At 73.4% G+C, this 15,664-nt stretch carries 17 protein-coding genes and 1 pseudogene; 14 read left to right on the forward strand and 4 right to left on the reverse strand.

Going from position 1 to position 15,664, the window contains the following annotated elements; all coding sequences use genetic code 11:
• From V6U77_RS13990 to V6U77_RS14000, 3 genes and pseudogenes are all read left to right on the forward strand, one after another.
• A pseudogene (locus V6U77_RS13990) lies at positions 1–119 on the forward strand (RidA family protein); the annotation flags it as partial.
• Positions 116–640: a 3-hydroxyanthranilate 3,4-dioxygenase gene (locus V6U77_RS13995; RefSeq protein ID WP_334606738.1), complete on the forward strand. Its 525-nt coding sequence runs from the start codon at positions 116–118 to the stop codon at positions 638–640. The pseudogene V6U77_RS13990 and the gene V6U77_RS13995, both read left to right, overlap by 4 nt.
• Positions 640–1,668, forward strand: coding sequence for an amidohydrolase family protein (locus tag V6U77_RS14000; RefSeq protein WP_334606739.1), 1,029 nt, complete (start codon positions 640–642; stop codon positions 1,666–1,668). The genes V6U77_RS13995 and V6U77_RS14000 overlap by 1 nt, the downstream gene beginning before the upstream one ends.
• A gap of 121 nt (positions 1,669–1,789) precedes the next feature.
• Here V6U77_RS14000 and V6U77_RS14005 read toward each other — a convergent pair whose 3' ends face one another.
• Entirely contained in the window at positions 1,790–2,659 is an 870-nt protein-coding gene (locus V6U77_RS14005) for a poly(ethylene terephthalate) hydrolase family protein (RefSeq protein ID WP_442934431.1), read from the reverse strand.
• Positions 2,660–2,931: 272 nt separating this feature from the next.
• On the opposite strand from V6U77_RS14005, the gene V6U77_RS14010 reads away from it, so the two are divergent.
• Genes V6U77_RS14010 through V6U77_RS14020 form a run of 3 tightly spaced genes read left to right on the forward strand, consistent with a single transcriptional unit; the run spans position 2,932 to position 5,141 of the window.
• Complete coding sequence (locus V6U77_RS14010; protein ID WP_334606740.1) at positions 2,932–4,395, forward strand: amidase; 1,464 nt, start codon at positions 2,932–2,934, stop codon at positions 4,393–4,395.
• A 49-nt stretch (positions 4,396–4,444) separates the two neighbouring features.
• Positions 4,445–4,753: an aa3-type cytochrome oxidase subunit CtaJ gene (gene ctaJ / locus V6U77_RS14015; protein WP_442934430.1), complete on the forward strand. Its 309-nt coding sequence runs from the start codon at positions 4,445–4,447 to the stop codon at positions 4,751–4,753.
• On the forward strand, positions 4,740–5,141 hold the full coding sequence (locus V6U77_RS14020; protein WP_334606741.1) for a DUF5130 family protein: 402 nt from the start codon (positions 4,740–4,742) through the stop codon (positions 5,139–5,141). The genes ctaJ and V6U77_RS14020 overlap by 14 nt, the downstream gene beginning before the upstream one ends.
• Before the next feature lie 95 nt (positions 5,142–5,236).
• On the opposite strand, the gene pepN is transcribed toward V6U77_RS14020, so the two are convergent.
• Positions 5,237–7,786 (reverse strand): aminopeptidase N, encoded by a 2,550-nt coding sequence (gene pepN / locus V6U77_RS14025; RefSeq protein ID WP_334606742.1) that lies wholly within the window; start codon positions 7,784–7,786, stop codon positions 5,237–5,239.
• Between the two features lie 210 nt (positions 7,787–7,996).
• On the opposite strand from pepN, the gene V6U77_RS14030 reads away from it, so the two are divergent.
• From V6U77_RS14030 to V6U77_RS14045, 4 genes are all read left to right on the forward strand, one after another.
• On the forward strand, positions 7,997–8,620 hold the full coding sequence (locus V6U77_RS14030; RefSeq protein ID WP_334606743.1) for a mycothiol-dependent nitroreductase Rv2466c family protein: 624 nt from the start codon (positions 7,997–7,999) through the stop codon (positions 8,618–8,620).
• Between the two features lie 218 nt (positions 8,621–8,838).
• Positions 8,839–9,330 carry a hypothetical protein gene (locus V6U77_RS14035; protein ID WP_334606744.1) on the forward strand — a complete coding sequence of 164 codons (492 nt, stop codon included), beginning with the start codon at positions 8,839–8,841 and terminating at the stop codon, positions 9,328–9,330.
• Between the two features lie 83 nt (positions 9,331–9,413).
• Complete coding sequence (locus V6U77_RS14040) at positions 9,414–10,613, forward strand: DUF1015 family protein (protein WP_334606745.1); 1,200 nt, start codon at positions 9,414–9,416, stop codon at positions 10,611–10,613.
• Between the two features lie 72 nt (positions 10,614–10,685).
• Complete coding sequence (locus V6U77_RS14045) at positions 10,686–11,153, forward strand: ribose-5-phosphate isomerase (protein ID WP_334606746.1); 468 nt, start codon at positions 10,686–10,688, stop codon at positions 11,151–11,153.
• Positions 11,154–11,298: 145 nt separating this feature from the next.
• Here the strand turns inward: V6U77_RS14045 and V6U77_RS14050 are convergent, their stop codons facing one another.
• Complete coding sequence (locus V6U77_RS14050; protein ID WP_334606748.1) at positions 11,299–11,619, reverse strand: hypothetical protein; 321 nt, start codon at positions 11,617–11,619, stop codon at positions 11,299–11,301.
• 374 nt (positions 11,620–11,993) lie between these two features.
• Between V6U77_RS14050 and V6U77_RS14055 the strand changes: the two genes are divergently transcribed.
• A complete protein-coding gene (locus tag V6U77_RS14055; RefSeq protein WP_334606749.1) occupies positions 11,994–12,539 on the forward strand; it encodes a hypothetical protein in 546 nt (181 codons plus the stop codon).
• Positions 12,540–12,683: 144 nt separating this feature from the next.
• Here V6U77_RS14055 and V6U77_RS14060 read toward each other — a convergent pair whose 3' ends face one another.
• Positions 12,684–12,950, reverse strand: a complete 267-nt coding sequence (locus V6U77_RS14060; protein WP_334606750.1) for a hypothetical protein — start codon at positions 12,948–12,950, stop codon at positions 12,684–12,686.
• 195 nt (positions 12,951–13,145) lie between these two features.
• On the opposite strand from V6U77_RS14060, the gene V6U77_RS14065 reads away from it, so the two are divergent.
• The 3 genes from V6U77_RS14065 (at position 13,146) to V6U77_RS14075 (ending at position 15,618) form a co-directional block, all read left to right on the forward strand.
• A complete protein-coding gene (locus tag V6U77_RS14065; RefSeq protein ID WP_334606751.1) occupies positions 13,146–13,943 on the forward strand; it encodes a S1 family peptidase in 798 nt (265 codons plus the stop codon).
• Positions 13,944–14,436: 493 nt separating this feature from the next.
• Positions 14,437–15,312, forward strand: coding sequence for an FG-GAP-like repeat-containing protein (locus V6U77_RS14070; protein ID WP_334606752.1), 876 nt, complete (start codon positions 14,437–14,439; stop codon positions 15,310–15,312).
• Between the two features lie 63 nt (positions 15,313–15,375).
• Positions 15,376–15,618 (forward strand): ferredoxin, encoded by a 243-nt coding sequence (locus V6U77_RS14075; protein WP_334606753.1) that lies wholly within the window; start codon positions 15,376–15,378, stop codon positions 15,616–15,618.
• Positions 15,619–15,664 lie beyond the last annotated feature (46 nt).

The raw sequence follows: 15,664 nt of genomic DNA on the forward strand, positions 1-15,664 counted from the left end.
ACTTCGACGCCACCGGCCCCACCCGCACCACCGTCGCCGTACACCAACTGCCCCACCCGCACCTGTTGATCGAGATCCAGGCCGTGGCCGTGCTCCCACAAGGAGGTCAGACGTCGTGAGTGAGATCGCCGAGCCGTTCAGCTTTCCGGGGTGGATCGCGGAGAACCAGCACCTGCTCAAGCCCCCGGTCGGCAACAAGGAGATGTTCCCGGGCGGGGACGACTTCATCGTGATGGTGGTGGGCGGGCCCAACCAGCGCACCGACTTCCACGTCGACCCGTACGAGGAGTTCTTCTACCAGGTCAAGGGCAACATGCACATCAACCTGATGCTCCCGGAGGGGCCACGTACGGTGCACGTGCGCGAGGGCCAGATGTGGATGCTGCCGCGCAACACCCCGCACTCGCCCCAGCGCCCCGAGGCCGGCTCGATCGGCGTGGTCGTGGAGCGGGTGCGCGAGGAGGGCACGTTGGAGAAGTTCCAGTGGTACTGCACCGAGTGCGGGCACAAGGTGCACGAGGTGGAGCTGCAGGTCCGGGACATCGCCGCCGACCTGCCCCCGGTCTTCGCGGCCTTCTACGGCGACGAGGCCGCGCGTACCTGCGCCAACTGCGGCGCGCTGCATCCGGGCAAGGGCTGATGCCCGCCGGAGCAGGGCAGGCGCGGCCTCCGGTGGTCGACGTGCACACGCACGTCGTACCGAAGGGGTGGCCGGACCTCGGCGCGGCGTGCGGCGGGTCCGACTGGCCCCGGCTGCGGGTCGACTCCGAGCGGGCCGCCATGATCATGGTGGGGGAGACGGAGTTCCGTCCCGTCGGGGCGGAGTGCTGGGACGCGCCGACCCGGCTCGGCGACATGGACGCCGACGGCGTGGACGTGCAGGTCGTCTCGCCCACCCCGGTCTTCTTCAGCTACGACCGCCCCGCCGACCAGGCGGTGAAGGTGGCGCGGATCTTCAACGACCTCACCCTCGAGGTCACCGCCGCCGGTGGCGACCGGCTGGTGCCGTTCTGCCAGGTGCCGTTGCAGGACCCGGCGGCGGCCTGCGCCGAGCTGGACCGCTGCCTCGCGGCCGGGCACGCCGGGGTGGAGATCGGCAACCACGTCGGCGACCGTGACCTGGACGACGCAGGGATCGTGGAGTTCCTGACGCACTGCGCCGAGGTGGGCGCCCCGGTCTTCGTGCACCCCTGGGACATGCCGGGCGGCCCCCGGCTGGACCGGTGGATGGCCCGCTGGCTCGCCGGGATGCCCGCCGAGACGCACCTGTCGGTGCTGGCGTTGATCCTCGGCGGCGTCTTCGACCGGGTGCCCGACACGTTGCGGATCTGCTTCGCGCACGGCGGCGGCAGCTTCCCGTTCTGGCTGGGCCGCGCCGACAACGCCTGGCACCGCCGGGGCGACCTGGTGCGCGGCGCCTCCACCGCCCCGCCCAGCTCGTACGTCGACCGGTTCTGCGTCGACTCGGTGGTCTTCTCCACGCCCGCCCTGCGGCTGCTGGTCGACACGATGGGCGCCGAGCGGGTGCTCGTGGGCAGCGACTATCCGTACCCGCTGGGGGAGCGGCCGGTCGGCCGGGTGGTCCGCGAGGCGGACTTCCTCAGCGGCGAGCAGCGCGACCTGCTGCTCGGCGGCAACGCGCTGCGGTTCCTCGGCACCCGGTCCTGAGACGCGCCACCGCCTGGCGCGCAGGGCGGCCGGTCCGGTCGGATCCGGCGGCCCTGCGCGCGGCATGGAATCCGGAGCCGTCGCGGCCCCCAGTGTGCGCGCGACGGCTCCGGAGCGTGGGTCAGGAGTGCGGGCAGGTGTCCCGGTACTCCTCGATCGCCGAGCCCCGGGGGGCCGGGCAGAGGAACTGCTCGTAGCGGGTGTCGTCGTCGACGAACCGCTTGAGCCAGGAGATGCTGTACTTCGCCACCGTCACGTTCGACGACGTGGGCGCGGAGTGGCTCGCCGCGTTCAGCTCCAGGTACGCCTTGTCGAGCGTGGCCGGGAGGCTGGTGTAGAACGGCTCCGAGTGCGAGGAGACCGGCGCCACGGTGTCGTTCTCGGCCCCGATGACCAGGGTCGGTACGCGCACCGACGACCAGCTCTTCTGGGTGTGCCAACCGGTCATCGGGATCGCCGCCTGCAACGCGGGCCGGGTGCTGGCCGCCGACAGGCTGCCCCCGCCGCCCATCGAGTGCCCCATCACCGCGAGCCGGTTGCGGTCGATGCGGGTGCGGACCGTGCTGGTGTTGGTCAGGTAGTCGAGGGCGGCCAGCAGTTGGCTGCCCCGGCTGGCCGGCTGGTCGTACACGGACCGGGTGTCGATCGTGATGACGACGAAGCCCTGCGAGGCCAGGCGGGGGCCGAGCCACGCGACCGCGGTCTGGCGCGCCGTGAAGCCGGGGGAGATGGCGACCGCGCCGAAGGTGCCCTCGGCGGTGCTGGTGGGGTAGTAGATCGTGCCGCCGCCGAAGCCGCTGACGCTGCTGGCGGAGACGGTGGTCTGGGCGGTGGCGAACGGGCCACGGGTGGCCTCGATGCTGGCCACGGTGGGCGCGGGGCCCCGCTCGTACGGGTTGGCGGCGAGCAGGGCGGCCGGGGGCACGTCCTGGGCCCCGGCCGGCGCGGCGGGCGAGGCGGTCAGACCCGCGCCGACCAGGGCGAGGGCCAGTAGCGGTCGGGCGGCGCGTGCGCACCAGCGGCGGGTGGCGCCGGGGTGGCGGGCGGGTACGGGTTGCACGGCGGCTCCTGCGGGGGTGGGGGTCGGTAGCGGCGTTGCGGGGCCACCGGTGGACGGGGGCCACCATCGATCGATGTCCATCCTCTGTGTCGGGTGCCGGTCCGCGGTCATCCCGATGTGGTCATGTCAGGGGGATATGGCGCTCGTCGCACCGCCGCTCGTGTCGCGCGGCGCGGCGGCGGACGGGCGGGCAGGATGAGGGGATGGCCGAGCCGCACGACCTGACCGCGCTGGAGCAGGCCGCCGCGATCGCCGGTGGTGAGCTGTCCAGCGTCGAGTTGGTGGAGCACCACCTGACCCGGGTCGACGCGCTCGGCGACACCGTCGGCGCGTTCGTCACGGTCACCGGCGAGCGGGCCCGCGCGGCGGCCCGCGCCGCCGACGCCGTGCCCGCCGACGAGCGCGGCCCGTTGCACGGCGTGCCGACAGCCGTGAAGGACCTCACCCTCACCGCCGGGGTGCGCACCACCTTCGGCTCGGCGGCGTTCGCCGACTTCGTACCGCCGGTGGACGCCGACGTGGTCCGGTTCATGGCCGAGGCGGGGCTGGTGAGCCTGGGCAAGACCACCACGTCCGAGCTGGGCTGCTCGCTCTACTCCGAAGGGCTGGTCGCGCCGCCGGCCCGCAACCCGTGGGACCTGGCGTACACCGCCGGCGGCTCCAGCGGTGGGGCGGCGGCGGCCGTCGCGGCCGGGCTGGTGCCCCTCGCCCAGGGCTCCGACGGCGGCGGCTCGCTGCGCATCCCCGCCTCGCTGTGCGGCCTGGTCGGCTACAAGCCGAGCCGGGGCCTGGTCTCCGGCGGGCCGGTCGGCTCCGGCGCCTTCGGCCTGCCCACCAGCGGGCCGATCGGGCGTACGGTCGCCGACGTCGCGGCGCTGCTCGACGTGCTGGGCCGACCGGTGCCCGGGGAGCCCTACCTGGCGCCCGGTCCGCCGGCGGGCGGCTGGCTCGGCGCGGCCCGCGCGGCCGACCCGGGGCGGCTGCGGGTCGGCCGGTTCACCACCCCGATGCTCGCCGACGAGCCGGTGCACCCCGACTGCCTCGCCGCCGTGGACCGGGCGGCGGCGCTGCTCACCGCCGCCGGCCACGAGGTGGTCGACGTCCCCGCGCCCCTCGGGCCCGCCGTGTGGCCGCTGTTCGAGATCGTCTGGTACGTGCTGGCGCTCGCGCCCGTGCCGTCGGGGCGGGAGAGCACGCTGCTGCCGCTGACCCGCCACCTGCGGGCCCGGGGCGCGGAGATCTCCGCCGGCACCCTCACCGCCACGCTCGGCGAACTGCAGGCGCAGGTACGCCTCAGTGTGCGCCGCACCGCCGGCTGTGACCTGCTGCTCTGCCCGACCCTCGCCGCGCCGCAGGCGCCGCTGGGCTGGTTCGCCGAGGGCGGCGACCCGGCCGAGGACTTCGACCGGCAACGCCGGTTCTCGCCCTACTGTGCGGTGTTCAACGTCACGGGCGATCCGTCGGTCTCGCTGCCCGTGGGGGTCACGGCCGAGGGGCTGCCCGTGGGGGTCCTGCTGACCGGCCGGTACGGCGACGACGCGAGGTTGATCGCCACCGCTGCGCAACTGGAGCACTGCAGTGGCGGATGGGATCGCCACCCCGCAATCTGGCGGGCCGTGGGCTCCGCTAACGTGAATGGCAGCGGTGTCGGGCGGTCGGCGCCATGATCGTCCACCCGACCCGGATCCTTGAGGTCTCTACTTCCGCCTGGGGGCGTTGGGATTGTCTGTAACCGAGACGTTGCTGGTCTTCGTCGGCATCCCGGCGGCCGCGGTGCTGGTGATCGCCGGCCTGGCGTACGCCGGCAACCGTGGTGGCGGTGGCGGCGCCAAGCGCTACCGACCGGGCCGGCCCTTCGACTTCACTCCGGTCTGGTTCCTGGGCCGGCCGGAGCAGCTGGCCGACTCGGCCGGCACCGCCCTGGCAGCGGGCGCCCAGGCGCCGGCGCTGACCAGCCACAAGCTCGAGCGGGCCGGCGTCGAGCCGCCGGCCGGTGGAACCGGAGGCGCAAGTGACCGTTGGTGAGAAGCAGGCGGGGACCCCGCCCGAGGTGCTGGACGGGCCGTTCTCGACCCGCCAGCTGCTGCGCATCGACGAGGCCCTGCGCCTGGCCGACCAGGGCACCGGCCTGGTCTTCTCGGTCTTCGTCGGCGGCCTCGACGAGCCGGTCCGGGAGCACGCCGAGCGGCTGCACCGCCAGCTCGCCGAGCCCGACCGGTCGGTCCTGATCGCGGTGTCGCCCAACCAGCGGCAGCTGGAGATCGTCACCGGTCGGCACGCCCGCAAGCGCATCCCCGACACCTACGCCCGGCTCGCCGCGCTCTCCATGGTGGCGGCGTTCGGCGGCGGCGACCTGGCCGGCGGCGTCATCATCGGCCTCGACCAGCTCGCCAGCCACGCCGGCAAGGGCTGAGCGACCCGCGCGCGTCCCGCGCGATCCGCACCACACGACGGAGCCCGGTCCACCAGGTGGACCGGGCTCCGTCGTCCTGTCACAGGGTGCCCCGCTCAGGCGCTGCGCGCGTCCCGCTCGCGGCCCCGCAGGGTGCGGACGATGCCGTCGCGGCCCTCCGCCACCAGCCGCCGCAGCGACGCCGGGTGGCCCTCACCCGCCAGCCACGCGTCGGTGGCCGCCACGGTCTCGTCCTCGACCAGGAGCATCGGGTACGCGAGCTGCGCGAACTCCTGCGCGGGCTCGCTGTCCCAGCGGCTCCAGATGTCGGCCACCGTGGCGAAGTACTTCTCCCGGTAGGGCGCGACCAGTTCGGTCTGCGCCGGGTGGTTGAGGCCCTCCAACAGCGCCCGGATGCGCCAGTTCGGCAGCGCCTGCGAGCCGGTCAGCTCGGCCCACACGCCGGCCTTGTTCTCCGCCGTCGGCACCAGCGCGCGCGCGTACGCGGCCTCCCGCTCGCCGCTGGCCGTCCGGTCCCTGGCCAGCTCCGCCTCGATCTCGGCGGCACCGGCGGCGCCGTTGGCCACCAGCGCGTCCAGCACGGCCCAGCGCAGCTCGGTGTCGATGGCCAGGCCGGCCGGGACGTCGGTGCCGGCCAGCCAGCCACGCAGGGTGGCCAGGTCCTCGGCCGAGCGGGCCGCCTGCGCGTAGGCGCGGGCCCAGGTGAGCTGGAAGCCGCTGCCCGGCTCCGCGGACGTCAGCGTCGTACGGGCGGTGCGGGCCAGCTCCGCCCAGCCGGTCGGCGCCCAGGCCGGGTCGGCGTAGAAGGTCAGCGCCGAGACGGTCTGGGGCAGGGCGGCGTTGACCAGGTTGATGTCGGTCTCGGCGGGCAGCCCCGCCAGCACCAGCGCCACGTAGTCGCGGGCGGCCAGCTCGGCGTCGCGGGTCATGTCCCAGGCGGCGGTCCAGCACAGCGCGCGGGCCAGCGACGCCTCGAAGCCGGCGATGTGCTGCACCACGGTGGCCATCGACCGCTCGTCGAGGCGCAGCTTGGTGTAGGTGAGGTCGTCGTCGTTGAGCAGCAGCACGTCGGCGGCGGGCACACCACGCAGCGCGGACAACTCCGTCCGCTCGCCGGCGACGTCCACCTCGTGCCGCTCGCGGCGGACCAGCCGGCCGTCGGTCAGGTCGTAGAGGCCCACCCCGATCCGGTGCGTACGCAGCGTCGGGTGCCCGGCGGGCGCCTCCTGGAGCACCACCACCTGCTCGTAGGCGCCGTCCGCGCCGATCGTCAGCTCCGGCCGCAGGGTGTTGACCTGCGCCGTCTCCAGCCACTGGGCGGCGAACTTGCGCAGCTCGCGGCCGGAGGCCGCCTCCAGCTCGGTGAGCAGGTCCTCGAAGGTGGTGTTGCCCCAGGCGTGCTTGGCGAAGTAGGCCCGCAACCCGGCCAGGAACGACTCCTCGCCCACGTACGCGACCAGCTGCTTGAGCACGCTCGCGCCCTTGGCGTAGGTGATGCCGTCGAAGTTGACCTCGACCGCCTCCAGGTCCGGCATCTCGCAGTAGACCGGGTGGGTGGAGGAGAGCTGGTCCTGCCGGTAGCCCCAGTTCTTGCGGATGCACAGGAACGTCGTCCAGGCCTCGCGGAACCGGGTGGCGTGGGTGTTGCACAGGTGGCTGGCCCACTCGGCGAACGACTCGTTGAGCCACAGGTCGTTCCACCAGCGCATGGTGACCAGGTCACCGAACCACATGTGCGCCAGCTCGTGCAGGATCGTGTTCGCCCGCTGCTCGTACTCGTAGTCGGTCACCTGGGAGCGGAAGAGGTAGTGCGACTCGGCGTGCGTGACGCAGCCGAAGTTCTCCATCGCGCCGGCGTTGAAGTCGGGCACCCAGAGCTGGTCGTACTTGGGCAGCGGGTAGCGCACGCCGAACTTCTCGTGGAAGAAGTCGAAGCCCTGCTTGGTGACCAGGAAGAGGTCGTCCGAGTCGAGGTGCTGCGCCATCGAGGCCCGGCAGAACGCGCCCAGGTCGATGCCGTCGTGGCTGTCGCGCACCTCGTGGTACGGCCCGGCGCAGAGGGCGGTGATGTAGGTGCTCATCCGCACCGAGGTGGCGAGGTGGACCGTCTTCAGTCCCTCGCCCGCCGCCTCCTCCCGCTCCACCGGCATGTTGGAGACCACCTTCCAGTGGTCCGGGACGGTGGCGTGCCAGGTGTAGACGCTCTTCAGGTCGGGCTGGTCGAAGCAGGCGAAGACCCGCTGGGCGTCGGCGGTCTCGAACTGGCTGTAGAGGTACGTCTCGCCGTCGACCGGGTCGACGGTGCGGTGCAGGCCCTGCCCGCTGTTGGAGTACACGAAGTCCGCCTCGACGACCAGCGTGTTCTCGTCGTCCAGTCCCGACAGGGTCAGGCCCTTCTCGGCCGACCAGTCGGTCAGGTCCACCGGGGCGCCGTTCAGCGTCGCGGACCGCACCGAGTCGGCGGCCAGCTCGATGAAGGTGCTCGCGCCGGGCTGCGCGCACCGGAACCGGACCTCGGTCCTCGAGCGGAAGGTGCGAGCGTCCGCCGCCCGTACGGCGGATGAGAGATCAAGACTGATGTCGTATCCGGTCACGTCGAGCAGGCGGGCCCGCTCGGTGGCCTCGACCTGCGTCAGGTTGCGCACTCCCGGCACTATTCGTCTCCATCTCGTCTCGCCGTACGCCTGTTGGCGTCGTCATCGGCCGCTCGTGACGGCCGGATTCGAGTCTTCCATGCACTAACACCCCGTGGTGGGCGAGGTCACGCTCTCATTCCGCTGTCGATCGACACCGGCGGGGGTGAGGATCGCAGGAGGCGCCGGGAGGCCGGCGCATCCGTCGTGAAGGGACCAGCCGTGAGCGAGCGTGCCGCCGTAGACATGTTCTTCGACCCTCTCTGCCCGTGGGCGTGGATCACCTCCCGTTGGCTGCTGGAGGTGGAGCAGGTCCGGGACGTGGACGTCCGGTTCCGCGTGATGAGCCTGTCGGTGCTCAACGAGGGCCGCGAGCTGCCCGAGCAGTACCAGGAGCTGATGCGCACCGGCTGGGGCCCGGTGCGGGTCTGCATCGCGGTGGAGCAGCGGTACGGGCAGGACGCCGTCCGGAAGCTCTACACCGCGATGGGTACCCGGATCCACCTCGGGCAGGAGAAGCTCACGCGGGAGCTGTTCGTGGCCGCGCTGACCGACGTCGGGCTCGACCCGGAGCTTGCCGACGCCGCCGAGGGCACCGGTCACGACGAGGCGCTGCGGGCCAGCCACGAGGCCGGCATGCGTCCGGTCGGCACCGACGTCGGGACCCCGGTGATCCACGCGCCCGGCCCCGACGGCGGCACCGTCGCCTTCTTCGGCCCGGTGGTCACCCCGGCGCCGAAGGGCGAGGCCGCCGGCCGGCTCTGGGACGGCGTCCTGCTGGTCGCCGGCACCCCGGGCTTCTACGAGCTCAAGCGCTCCCGCGACCTCGACCCGATCTTCGACTGATCGGCCCCCGTCGGTCGAGGGGTTCGCGTCGGCTTCCCGGCCCGGATCTCTCGGCCGGCTTCCCGGCCCGGATCCCTCGCCTCGGCGCCGGGATGTGGGACGAGGCGGGCCGGGGAGGGGGCGCGGGGCGTCACCGGGACGGCGGCGGGATCGTTGGCCCCGGTGTCCGCCGCAGCGACCCGCAGGGCCGCACCCCGCAGCTCGTGGAGGCAGTTCCGATGGCCAAGCACCGTGTGCCCGGTGACGATCCGTCGACCCGGGAGGGGGTGACCGAGCGCCCGGACGAGGCGTACTGGTCGGTCGACGACTCCCGCTGGCCGGCGGTCCGTCCCGACCTTCCCGCCCACATGGTGGACCTGCTCGCCCCGCCGATCGTGGTCGGCGTCGCCCGCGTGCCGGTGACCTCCCGGCTCACCCCGCCGGGCACGCACCCGCCGGTGCCGGCCGAGCCCCGAGCCATCGCACCGGCCGTGGCCCGAGCCGCCGTGCCGGCCGAGGCCCGAGGCACCGTGCCGGCAGAGGCCCGAGCCATCGCACCGGCCGAAGCCCGAGCCGCCGTGCCGGCCGAGCACCGGCCGGCGCCGGCGACGTCGGCCGGACCCCGCAGGATCGTGCCCGCCGGACCGGGCGGGCCCGGCCGGCGACTCGCGGGCACCCCCACGTCGGGCGGCCGGCACCGTCGGACGGCGGGACGGCCCGACCGCACCTGAGGCCCGGCGCCCGCCTTTCATCTGGTGGACCCCGCGCGGGTCCCGCGTCGGCGGGACTCGGGTCGCCGGTAGCGTCTTCGCACATGACGGTCGTGCATCCGATCGCCCGGGCCTGGATCACCACTGGCGGCACCGGCGCGCAGAACTACGACGAGTTCGCCGACGACGCGGAGATCACCGCGATCATCGAGGCGAACCCGCACAGTGCCCTCGGCATCGAGATGCCGCACCGGGCGCCGGAGAGCCTGGGGAAGCCCTTCCTCGACGCCCTGCCGGACGCGGTGACCCGGCTCGCCGAGGCCAAGGCCGACGGCAGCTACACGCCCGCCGAGCAGGTCGTGGTCCTGTACCGGATCAGCGCGCCGGGGGAGGAGAACGCGTACGGGCTCTTCGCCATGGTCGACACCGACCAGATCTCCACCCGGGCCGACGAGCCCGGCCTGGTCATCCGCAACGAGGACGTCTTCATCGCCAAGGTGCGGGAGCGGGTGGCCCTGGCCGAGGCGCTCGGTCACCTGCTGTCGCCCGTACTCCTGTTGCAGACCGGGCGCGGCGACGAGCTGCACGCCGCCCTCGCGGCGGCGACCGACGCGGCCGGCGCGCCGGCCGCGACCGACACCGACCAGGCCGGGCGCACCCACGCCATCTGGCTGCTCGGGCCGGGCCCGCGCCAGGACGAGCTGACCGCCCTGGCGGGCGGCGGCGAGCTGGTCGTGGCCGACGGCAACCACCGCAGCCTGGCCGCGCAGACCGGCGGGCTGCCGCGCTTCCTGTCGGTGATCACGACTCCGGCGTCGGTGGCGATCCAGCCCTACAACCGGCTGATCAGCGAGCTGACCACCACCGCCGACGACCTGCTGGCCCGGCTGCGCGCCGCCGGCGCGGAGATCAGCCCGATCGACGGCCCGGTCGAGGTTCCGGCGGCCGGCGGCACCGTGCACCTGCACCTCGCCGGCCAGGGGTACGCGGTCACCCTGCCGCACGTCGGCGACAACCGGCTGGAGAACCTGGACCACGCCCTGGTCGAGCGGCTGCTGCTGCGCGACGCGCTCGGGCTCGACCCGGGCGACAAGCGGATCACCTACGTCGGCGGCGACTACCCGGCGAGCTGGCTGACCGGCGAGGTCGACGCGGGGCGGGCCGAGCTGGCGGTGCTGGTCGCACCGGTGACGGTGGACGACTTCGTCGCGGTCAACCTGGCGCGGGAGAAGATGCCGCGCAAGAGCACCTGGTTCACCCCGAAGGCCCGCGGCGGCCTGGTGCTCGCCGAGCTGTCCCGCTGACCCTGTGACGAATCCGCCTCCGGGACGCCGCCCGCGCGTCGTCCCGGAGGCGCGCCTGACAGACTGCGCGGTATGCGCGTCTACCTGGGATCCGACCACGCCGGTTTCGAGTTGAAGGTGCACCTGGTCAACCATCTGACCAAGGAGGGGCACGACGTGGTCGACGTCGGCCCGCACGCCTTCGACCCGGACGACGACTACCCGGCCTTCTGCCTGCACACCGGCGACCGGGTCGTGGCTGACGCCGGCAGCCTCGGGGTGGTCATCGGCGGCTCGGGCAACGGCGAGCAGATCGCCGCGAACAAGGTGGCCGGCGTCCGGGCGGCCCTCGCCTGGAGCATCGAGACCGCCCAACTGGCCCGCGAGCACAACGACGCGAACGTCGTCGCGGTCGGCGCCCGCCAGCACACGCTGGACGAGGCCACCGCCATCGTCGAGGCGTTCCTGACCACCCCGTTCTCGGGCAACGAGCGGCACGCCCGCCGGATCGCCCAGGTGGCCGACTACGAGACCGGCCGCCAGCTTCCCGCGCTGCCCTGACCGCCCACCGGCCTGCCGGGCCGACCGGCCTGGTCGGTCGTCCCTACCGGGTCGCTCGGCCTGGTCGGCGGCCTCTACCGGGTCGCTCGGCCTGGCCGCGTCGGAGCCCGGCCGCGCAGGGCGGGCGGCGGTCTGTCGGGTCGGTTCAGCGGCGGGGGAGGTCCTCGCGGGGCGTCCAGTTGCGACGGATGAACACGACGCGTTCCTCGGCCTCGGCCAGGTCCTCGTCCGTGGGACGGGCCGCGTCACGGGCCCGCATCGCGGCGGTCACGCTCACCTGGGAGGAGCCGGGGCCGACGAGACCCCGCAGACCCCGGTCACCCTCGTCGCCCGGGCCGCCCCGGCGACCGCGCGGTGGCTCGGGACCGTCGTGCACGCCGGCGGTTGCCGCGTTCGGGCCCTCGGTGCCGCCCGTGTCAGTGCTCGGGTGCCGTAGCCGGCGTCGGCGTCGCTCCGTGTCGCCCATCAGACGACCGTACCGCTCCGGCCCGGCCGGCGCCGGCTCGCGCGTCCACCACGGGGGAGCGGTCCCGTCGCGCCGGCCCTCGGCTCCCCGGCCTCCCTGGTGGTGCCGGCCGGCCCGTCGCGGCCCTCGGGTCCGCCGGCCGGGTGTGCGGCCGGCCCGTGGCCGCCCTCTCCGCACCCGCCGGGACGCCGAGGGGCGGGTGACCTCGGTCACGACGACGCGGTGGCGGGTCGCCGCCCGGGCGCTGACGCCCGCCGTCGGGGCCGGCGACCGTGGGCCGTGCCCGGTGCGGCCTCGGCGGCCAGTTTGTCGGCTGGCTACCCTCGGAACGGACGGCGGCCGGTGGTCGCCGTCGGGTCCAGGGGAGGGACGAGATGGTCGACCAGACGCAGCCGTGGGCCGAGCGGACCGTCGAGGTGCCGCCGCAGCCCGGTGTCGGGGTGCCGCAGCAGCGCGATGCGTTCCAGCGGGGGGTGGCCTCGGTCGGGCAGTCCCGGACGTCGCGCACCGAGCCGTTCCCCGTCGTCGAGCACGAGCCGACGGGTACGGGGTGGCCGGGCGGGCCGGTGCCGCGCCGGCCGCTGAGCTGGCACGTCGAGCAGTTGAAGCGCGGCGGTGAGTGGAGTGCCGCCGGCGGGCTCTTCGCCTTCGTCTGCTGGGGGATCTGGGCCATCTCGGGCGGCGGCGACCTGGCCGGCCCGTTCCTGATCTTCCTGCTGAGCCTGCTGGTGGCCGCCGGCCTCTTCGCGTTGGCCCGGCTGCTCGGTCGGGTGGTGCTGGAGCGGCAGTTGGGCCGGGTACGGCGCAGCGCGCGCGGGGCGCACCTGGTGACGGCGGTCTTCCTGGCCGGCCTCGGGATCGCCTACCTGCAGCAGACCGAGTGGGTCGTGTCGGCCTGGAACTGGATCAGCAACAACTGACCGTACGCCCGGGCGGGTCGGCCTGCGCCGCCCGCCCGCGCGTCCGGTCGCGGACTCTCGCGACCCTCGGTCGTTCCACCAGGTCGCGGCTTCTTACCCGGCCGGCCGCGGTTCATCCGCGCCCGGCCAAGGCTGATCCGCAGCTCAGTGCTTCCCGCCGTGGCCCTCCGCGTCGGCCTTCGGCGAGGCCACCCGCGCCTGCGGGTCCTCGACGCCGGGCTCCCCGCCGTCGGGGGCCACCATGCCGTCGTAGTTGTAGACCGTGCCGTCCTCGCCGTGCTGCTTCGTGGTCCGGACGTAGCGGTGCATCATCCCTTCGATCTCCACCTCGACGAGGGCGTCCCCGCCCGTGTCGATGGTGCTGCCGTCGCGGGGTCCGCCAACCAGGTGTGCCTTCGTGTTCGTGTCCATGCCCAGGCCGTACCCGGGCGGTCCCGGTGCAAAACGGGCGGCGTCCGGTCGGGCGTGTCGGATGCTGCCCGGCGACGGTATGACCGACCCGGGATGTGTCGGACCGTTGCTAGCCATCGATGAATGTCCATAGGCTCCCGCCATCGGTTTGCCGGCGCGCCGCCTCGGCGCGTCGCGAGGGTTCGGGAGGCTCCCATGGTCCGTTGGCGCACACTCGTCGGCCGGTTGGCCGCCGCGTTGGTGGCGGTCACCGCCGGCTCGTTCGTCCTGGCCGTTCCGGCCTCCGCCAAGCCCGGGCCCGAGGTGACCCCGTACGTCGTGGGCGGGACGCTGGCCGCGCAGGGTGAGTTCCCCTTCATGGTGCGGCTCTCCATGGGCTGCGGCGGTTCCCTCTACAGCCCGAACCTGGTGCTGACGGCCGCCCACTGCGTCGGCAGGACCGGTGCCAACACCAGCATCACCGCCACCCTCGGCGTGGTGGACCTGCAGTCGTCGAGCCGGATCCAGGTGCGCTCGAACTACGTCTACCGGGCGCCCGGTTACAACGGCAACGGCAAGGACTGGGCCCTGATCCGGCTGGCCACGCCGGTCACCTCGCTCCCGACGCTGAAGATCGCCACCAGCACCGCGTACGACAACGGCACCTTCACGGTCGCCGGCTGGGGTGCCACCCGCGAGGGCGGCGCGCAGCAGCGCTATCTGCGCAAGGCCAGCGTGCCGTTCGTCAGTGACGCGACCTGCAACTCCTACTACGGCGGCCAGGTCATCGCGAGCGAGGAGATCTGCGCCGGCTACGCCAGCGGCGGCATCGACACCTGCCAGGGGGACTCGGGCGGCCCGATGTTCCGGCGGGACGCGAGCAACGCCTGGATCCAGGTCGGCATCGTGAGCTGGGGCAACGGCTGCGCCCGGCCCTCCTACCCCGGCGTCTACACCCAGGTGAGCACCTTCGCCCCGGCGATCGCCTCCGCGGCGGCGAGCCTCGGCGGCTGAACCGCACCGCCCAGGGGCCCGGCCGGCTCGTCCGGCCGGGCCCCCGTGCGTGCTCCGGCTGGCCCTGCCCGTGCGCCCGCCCGGCGGCCGCGAGTGTGCCCGCCCCGCCGGCCCGCGCCCGCCTGCGGCCGGCGTCGAAACTTCGCGTAGGCCGGCGTGGGGGTAGGGACTCCTGGTGGGAGGCCTTCCCGCCGGCCGGTCGACGTGCGGAGGGGCGCTCCGGCAGTGGCCTCGACGTCACGTGGCCGAAATCGACGCCGCAGAAGGTTGTGGATTCCCTGTCTTCGATCAATCCTCTAGTGGTCGTGGTCGGCGGCGTGGGTATCGATCAACGTAAATAACTGTAAGTCGGCTTTGTCGCATGTCGATTTCTCGCCGGTCGCCGTCTTGCGGGTGGTGAGGGGTGCGGGTAGGGGTTACCTCGCCCAGCTTCCCTTCGTGATGATCGGACTGTCGGATCCTGGGGCGTACGTGGAGGTAGTTTGTGGCACGCATGAGCGGGAATGGTCACTGTCGTTCGTTCAATGGGAACGGGAAGATGGACATCATGGCCCGTGACGACGCCACGGGCGAGCTGTGGGTCTTCCCGCACAGCGGCAGCTTCCGTGGTGGCGAGACGTTCGACGAGCCCGAGCTGATCAGCACCGGTTTCCATCCGAACCGGAACCACGGACTGGTCCGTCCCATCGATGTCAACGGCAACGGCTACGCCGACGTCATCGGCGTGAGCATGAGCCACATGAACGAGACGCACGGCATCTTCCTGTACCCGAACAGGGGCGGCCTGAACGGTCTCGACACCCTCGGCGAGCCGATCCGCATCTCGGGCGCGCGCGACGACAAGAAGTGGGAGACCCTGGGCATCGCGGACGTCGACCTGGACGGCTGCGACGACATGTTCGGCCGCGAGCAGGACGCGGGCCACGTGGACGCGTTCTTCAACCAGCGTCAGGTCAAGCAGAACGAGACGTACGACCGCACCGCGCACCGCCTGGTGACGGTCGACGTCGAGGACCTCCCGCTGGCGATGGCCGACGTCACCGGCACCGGCCGGCCTGACCTGCTGGTCCGCCGCGCCAACGGCGACCTCGACCTGTACGAGTTCGCGCACGACACCTCCGGCGAGGGCCCCTGGTGGCGGGGCGAGGGCCGGTGGTTCACGCTCGGCCGGGGTTGGCAGGAGTTCGCTCACATCTCGGTGACCGACATCGACCTCGACGGCCGGCCGGACCTGCTGGCCGTACGCGCCGACGGCACGCTCGTCGTCCACCTGCACAACGGCAAGTTCGATTCGGAGCAGCCCTCGGCCACGTTCTCCGCGCCGGAGGTCCTCGCGACGGGTTGGCAGAAGTACTCGGTGGTGAGCTGACGTGGGCTGCCCGCTGAAGGCCGGACGGCCCGGTGACGCCGACGTGGGACGAGAGGGGCGGCAGTGAGCGCGAACGCGGACGACCAGGCCGCATGGCGGCTGACGGTGGACTCCCCCAGATGCGTCAGCTCGGGCTTCTGCATCGGCAGCGCGCCGGAGCACTTCACGATGGAGCCGGTCTCCCGGCCAAAGGCCGACCTGGTGGCGCCGGCCGACGCCGTGCTGGAGGCCGCCGACTTCTGCCCGGTGGAGGCCATCTCGGTGTTCGACGCGCGGACGGGGGCACAGATCGCCCCGAAGAGGTGACGGCGACCGGGTCCCGCGCCCGGCTCCCCGTCACGCGGCGACACCA

The sequence above is a fragment of the Micromonospora sp. CPCC 205546 genome, assembly GCF_036902715.1.
In the GTDB taxonomy this organism is placed as follows: Bacteria; Actinomycetota; Actinomycetes; order Mycobacteriales; family Micromonosporaceae; genus Micromonospora.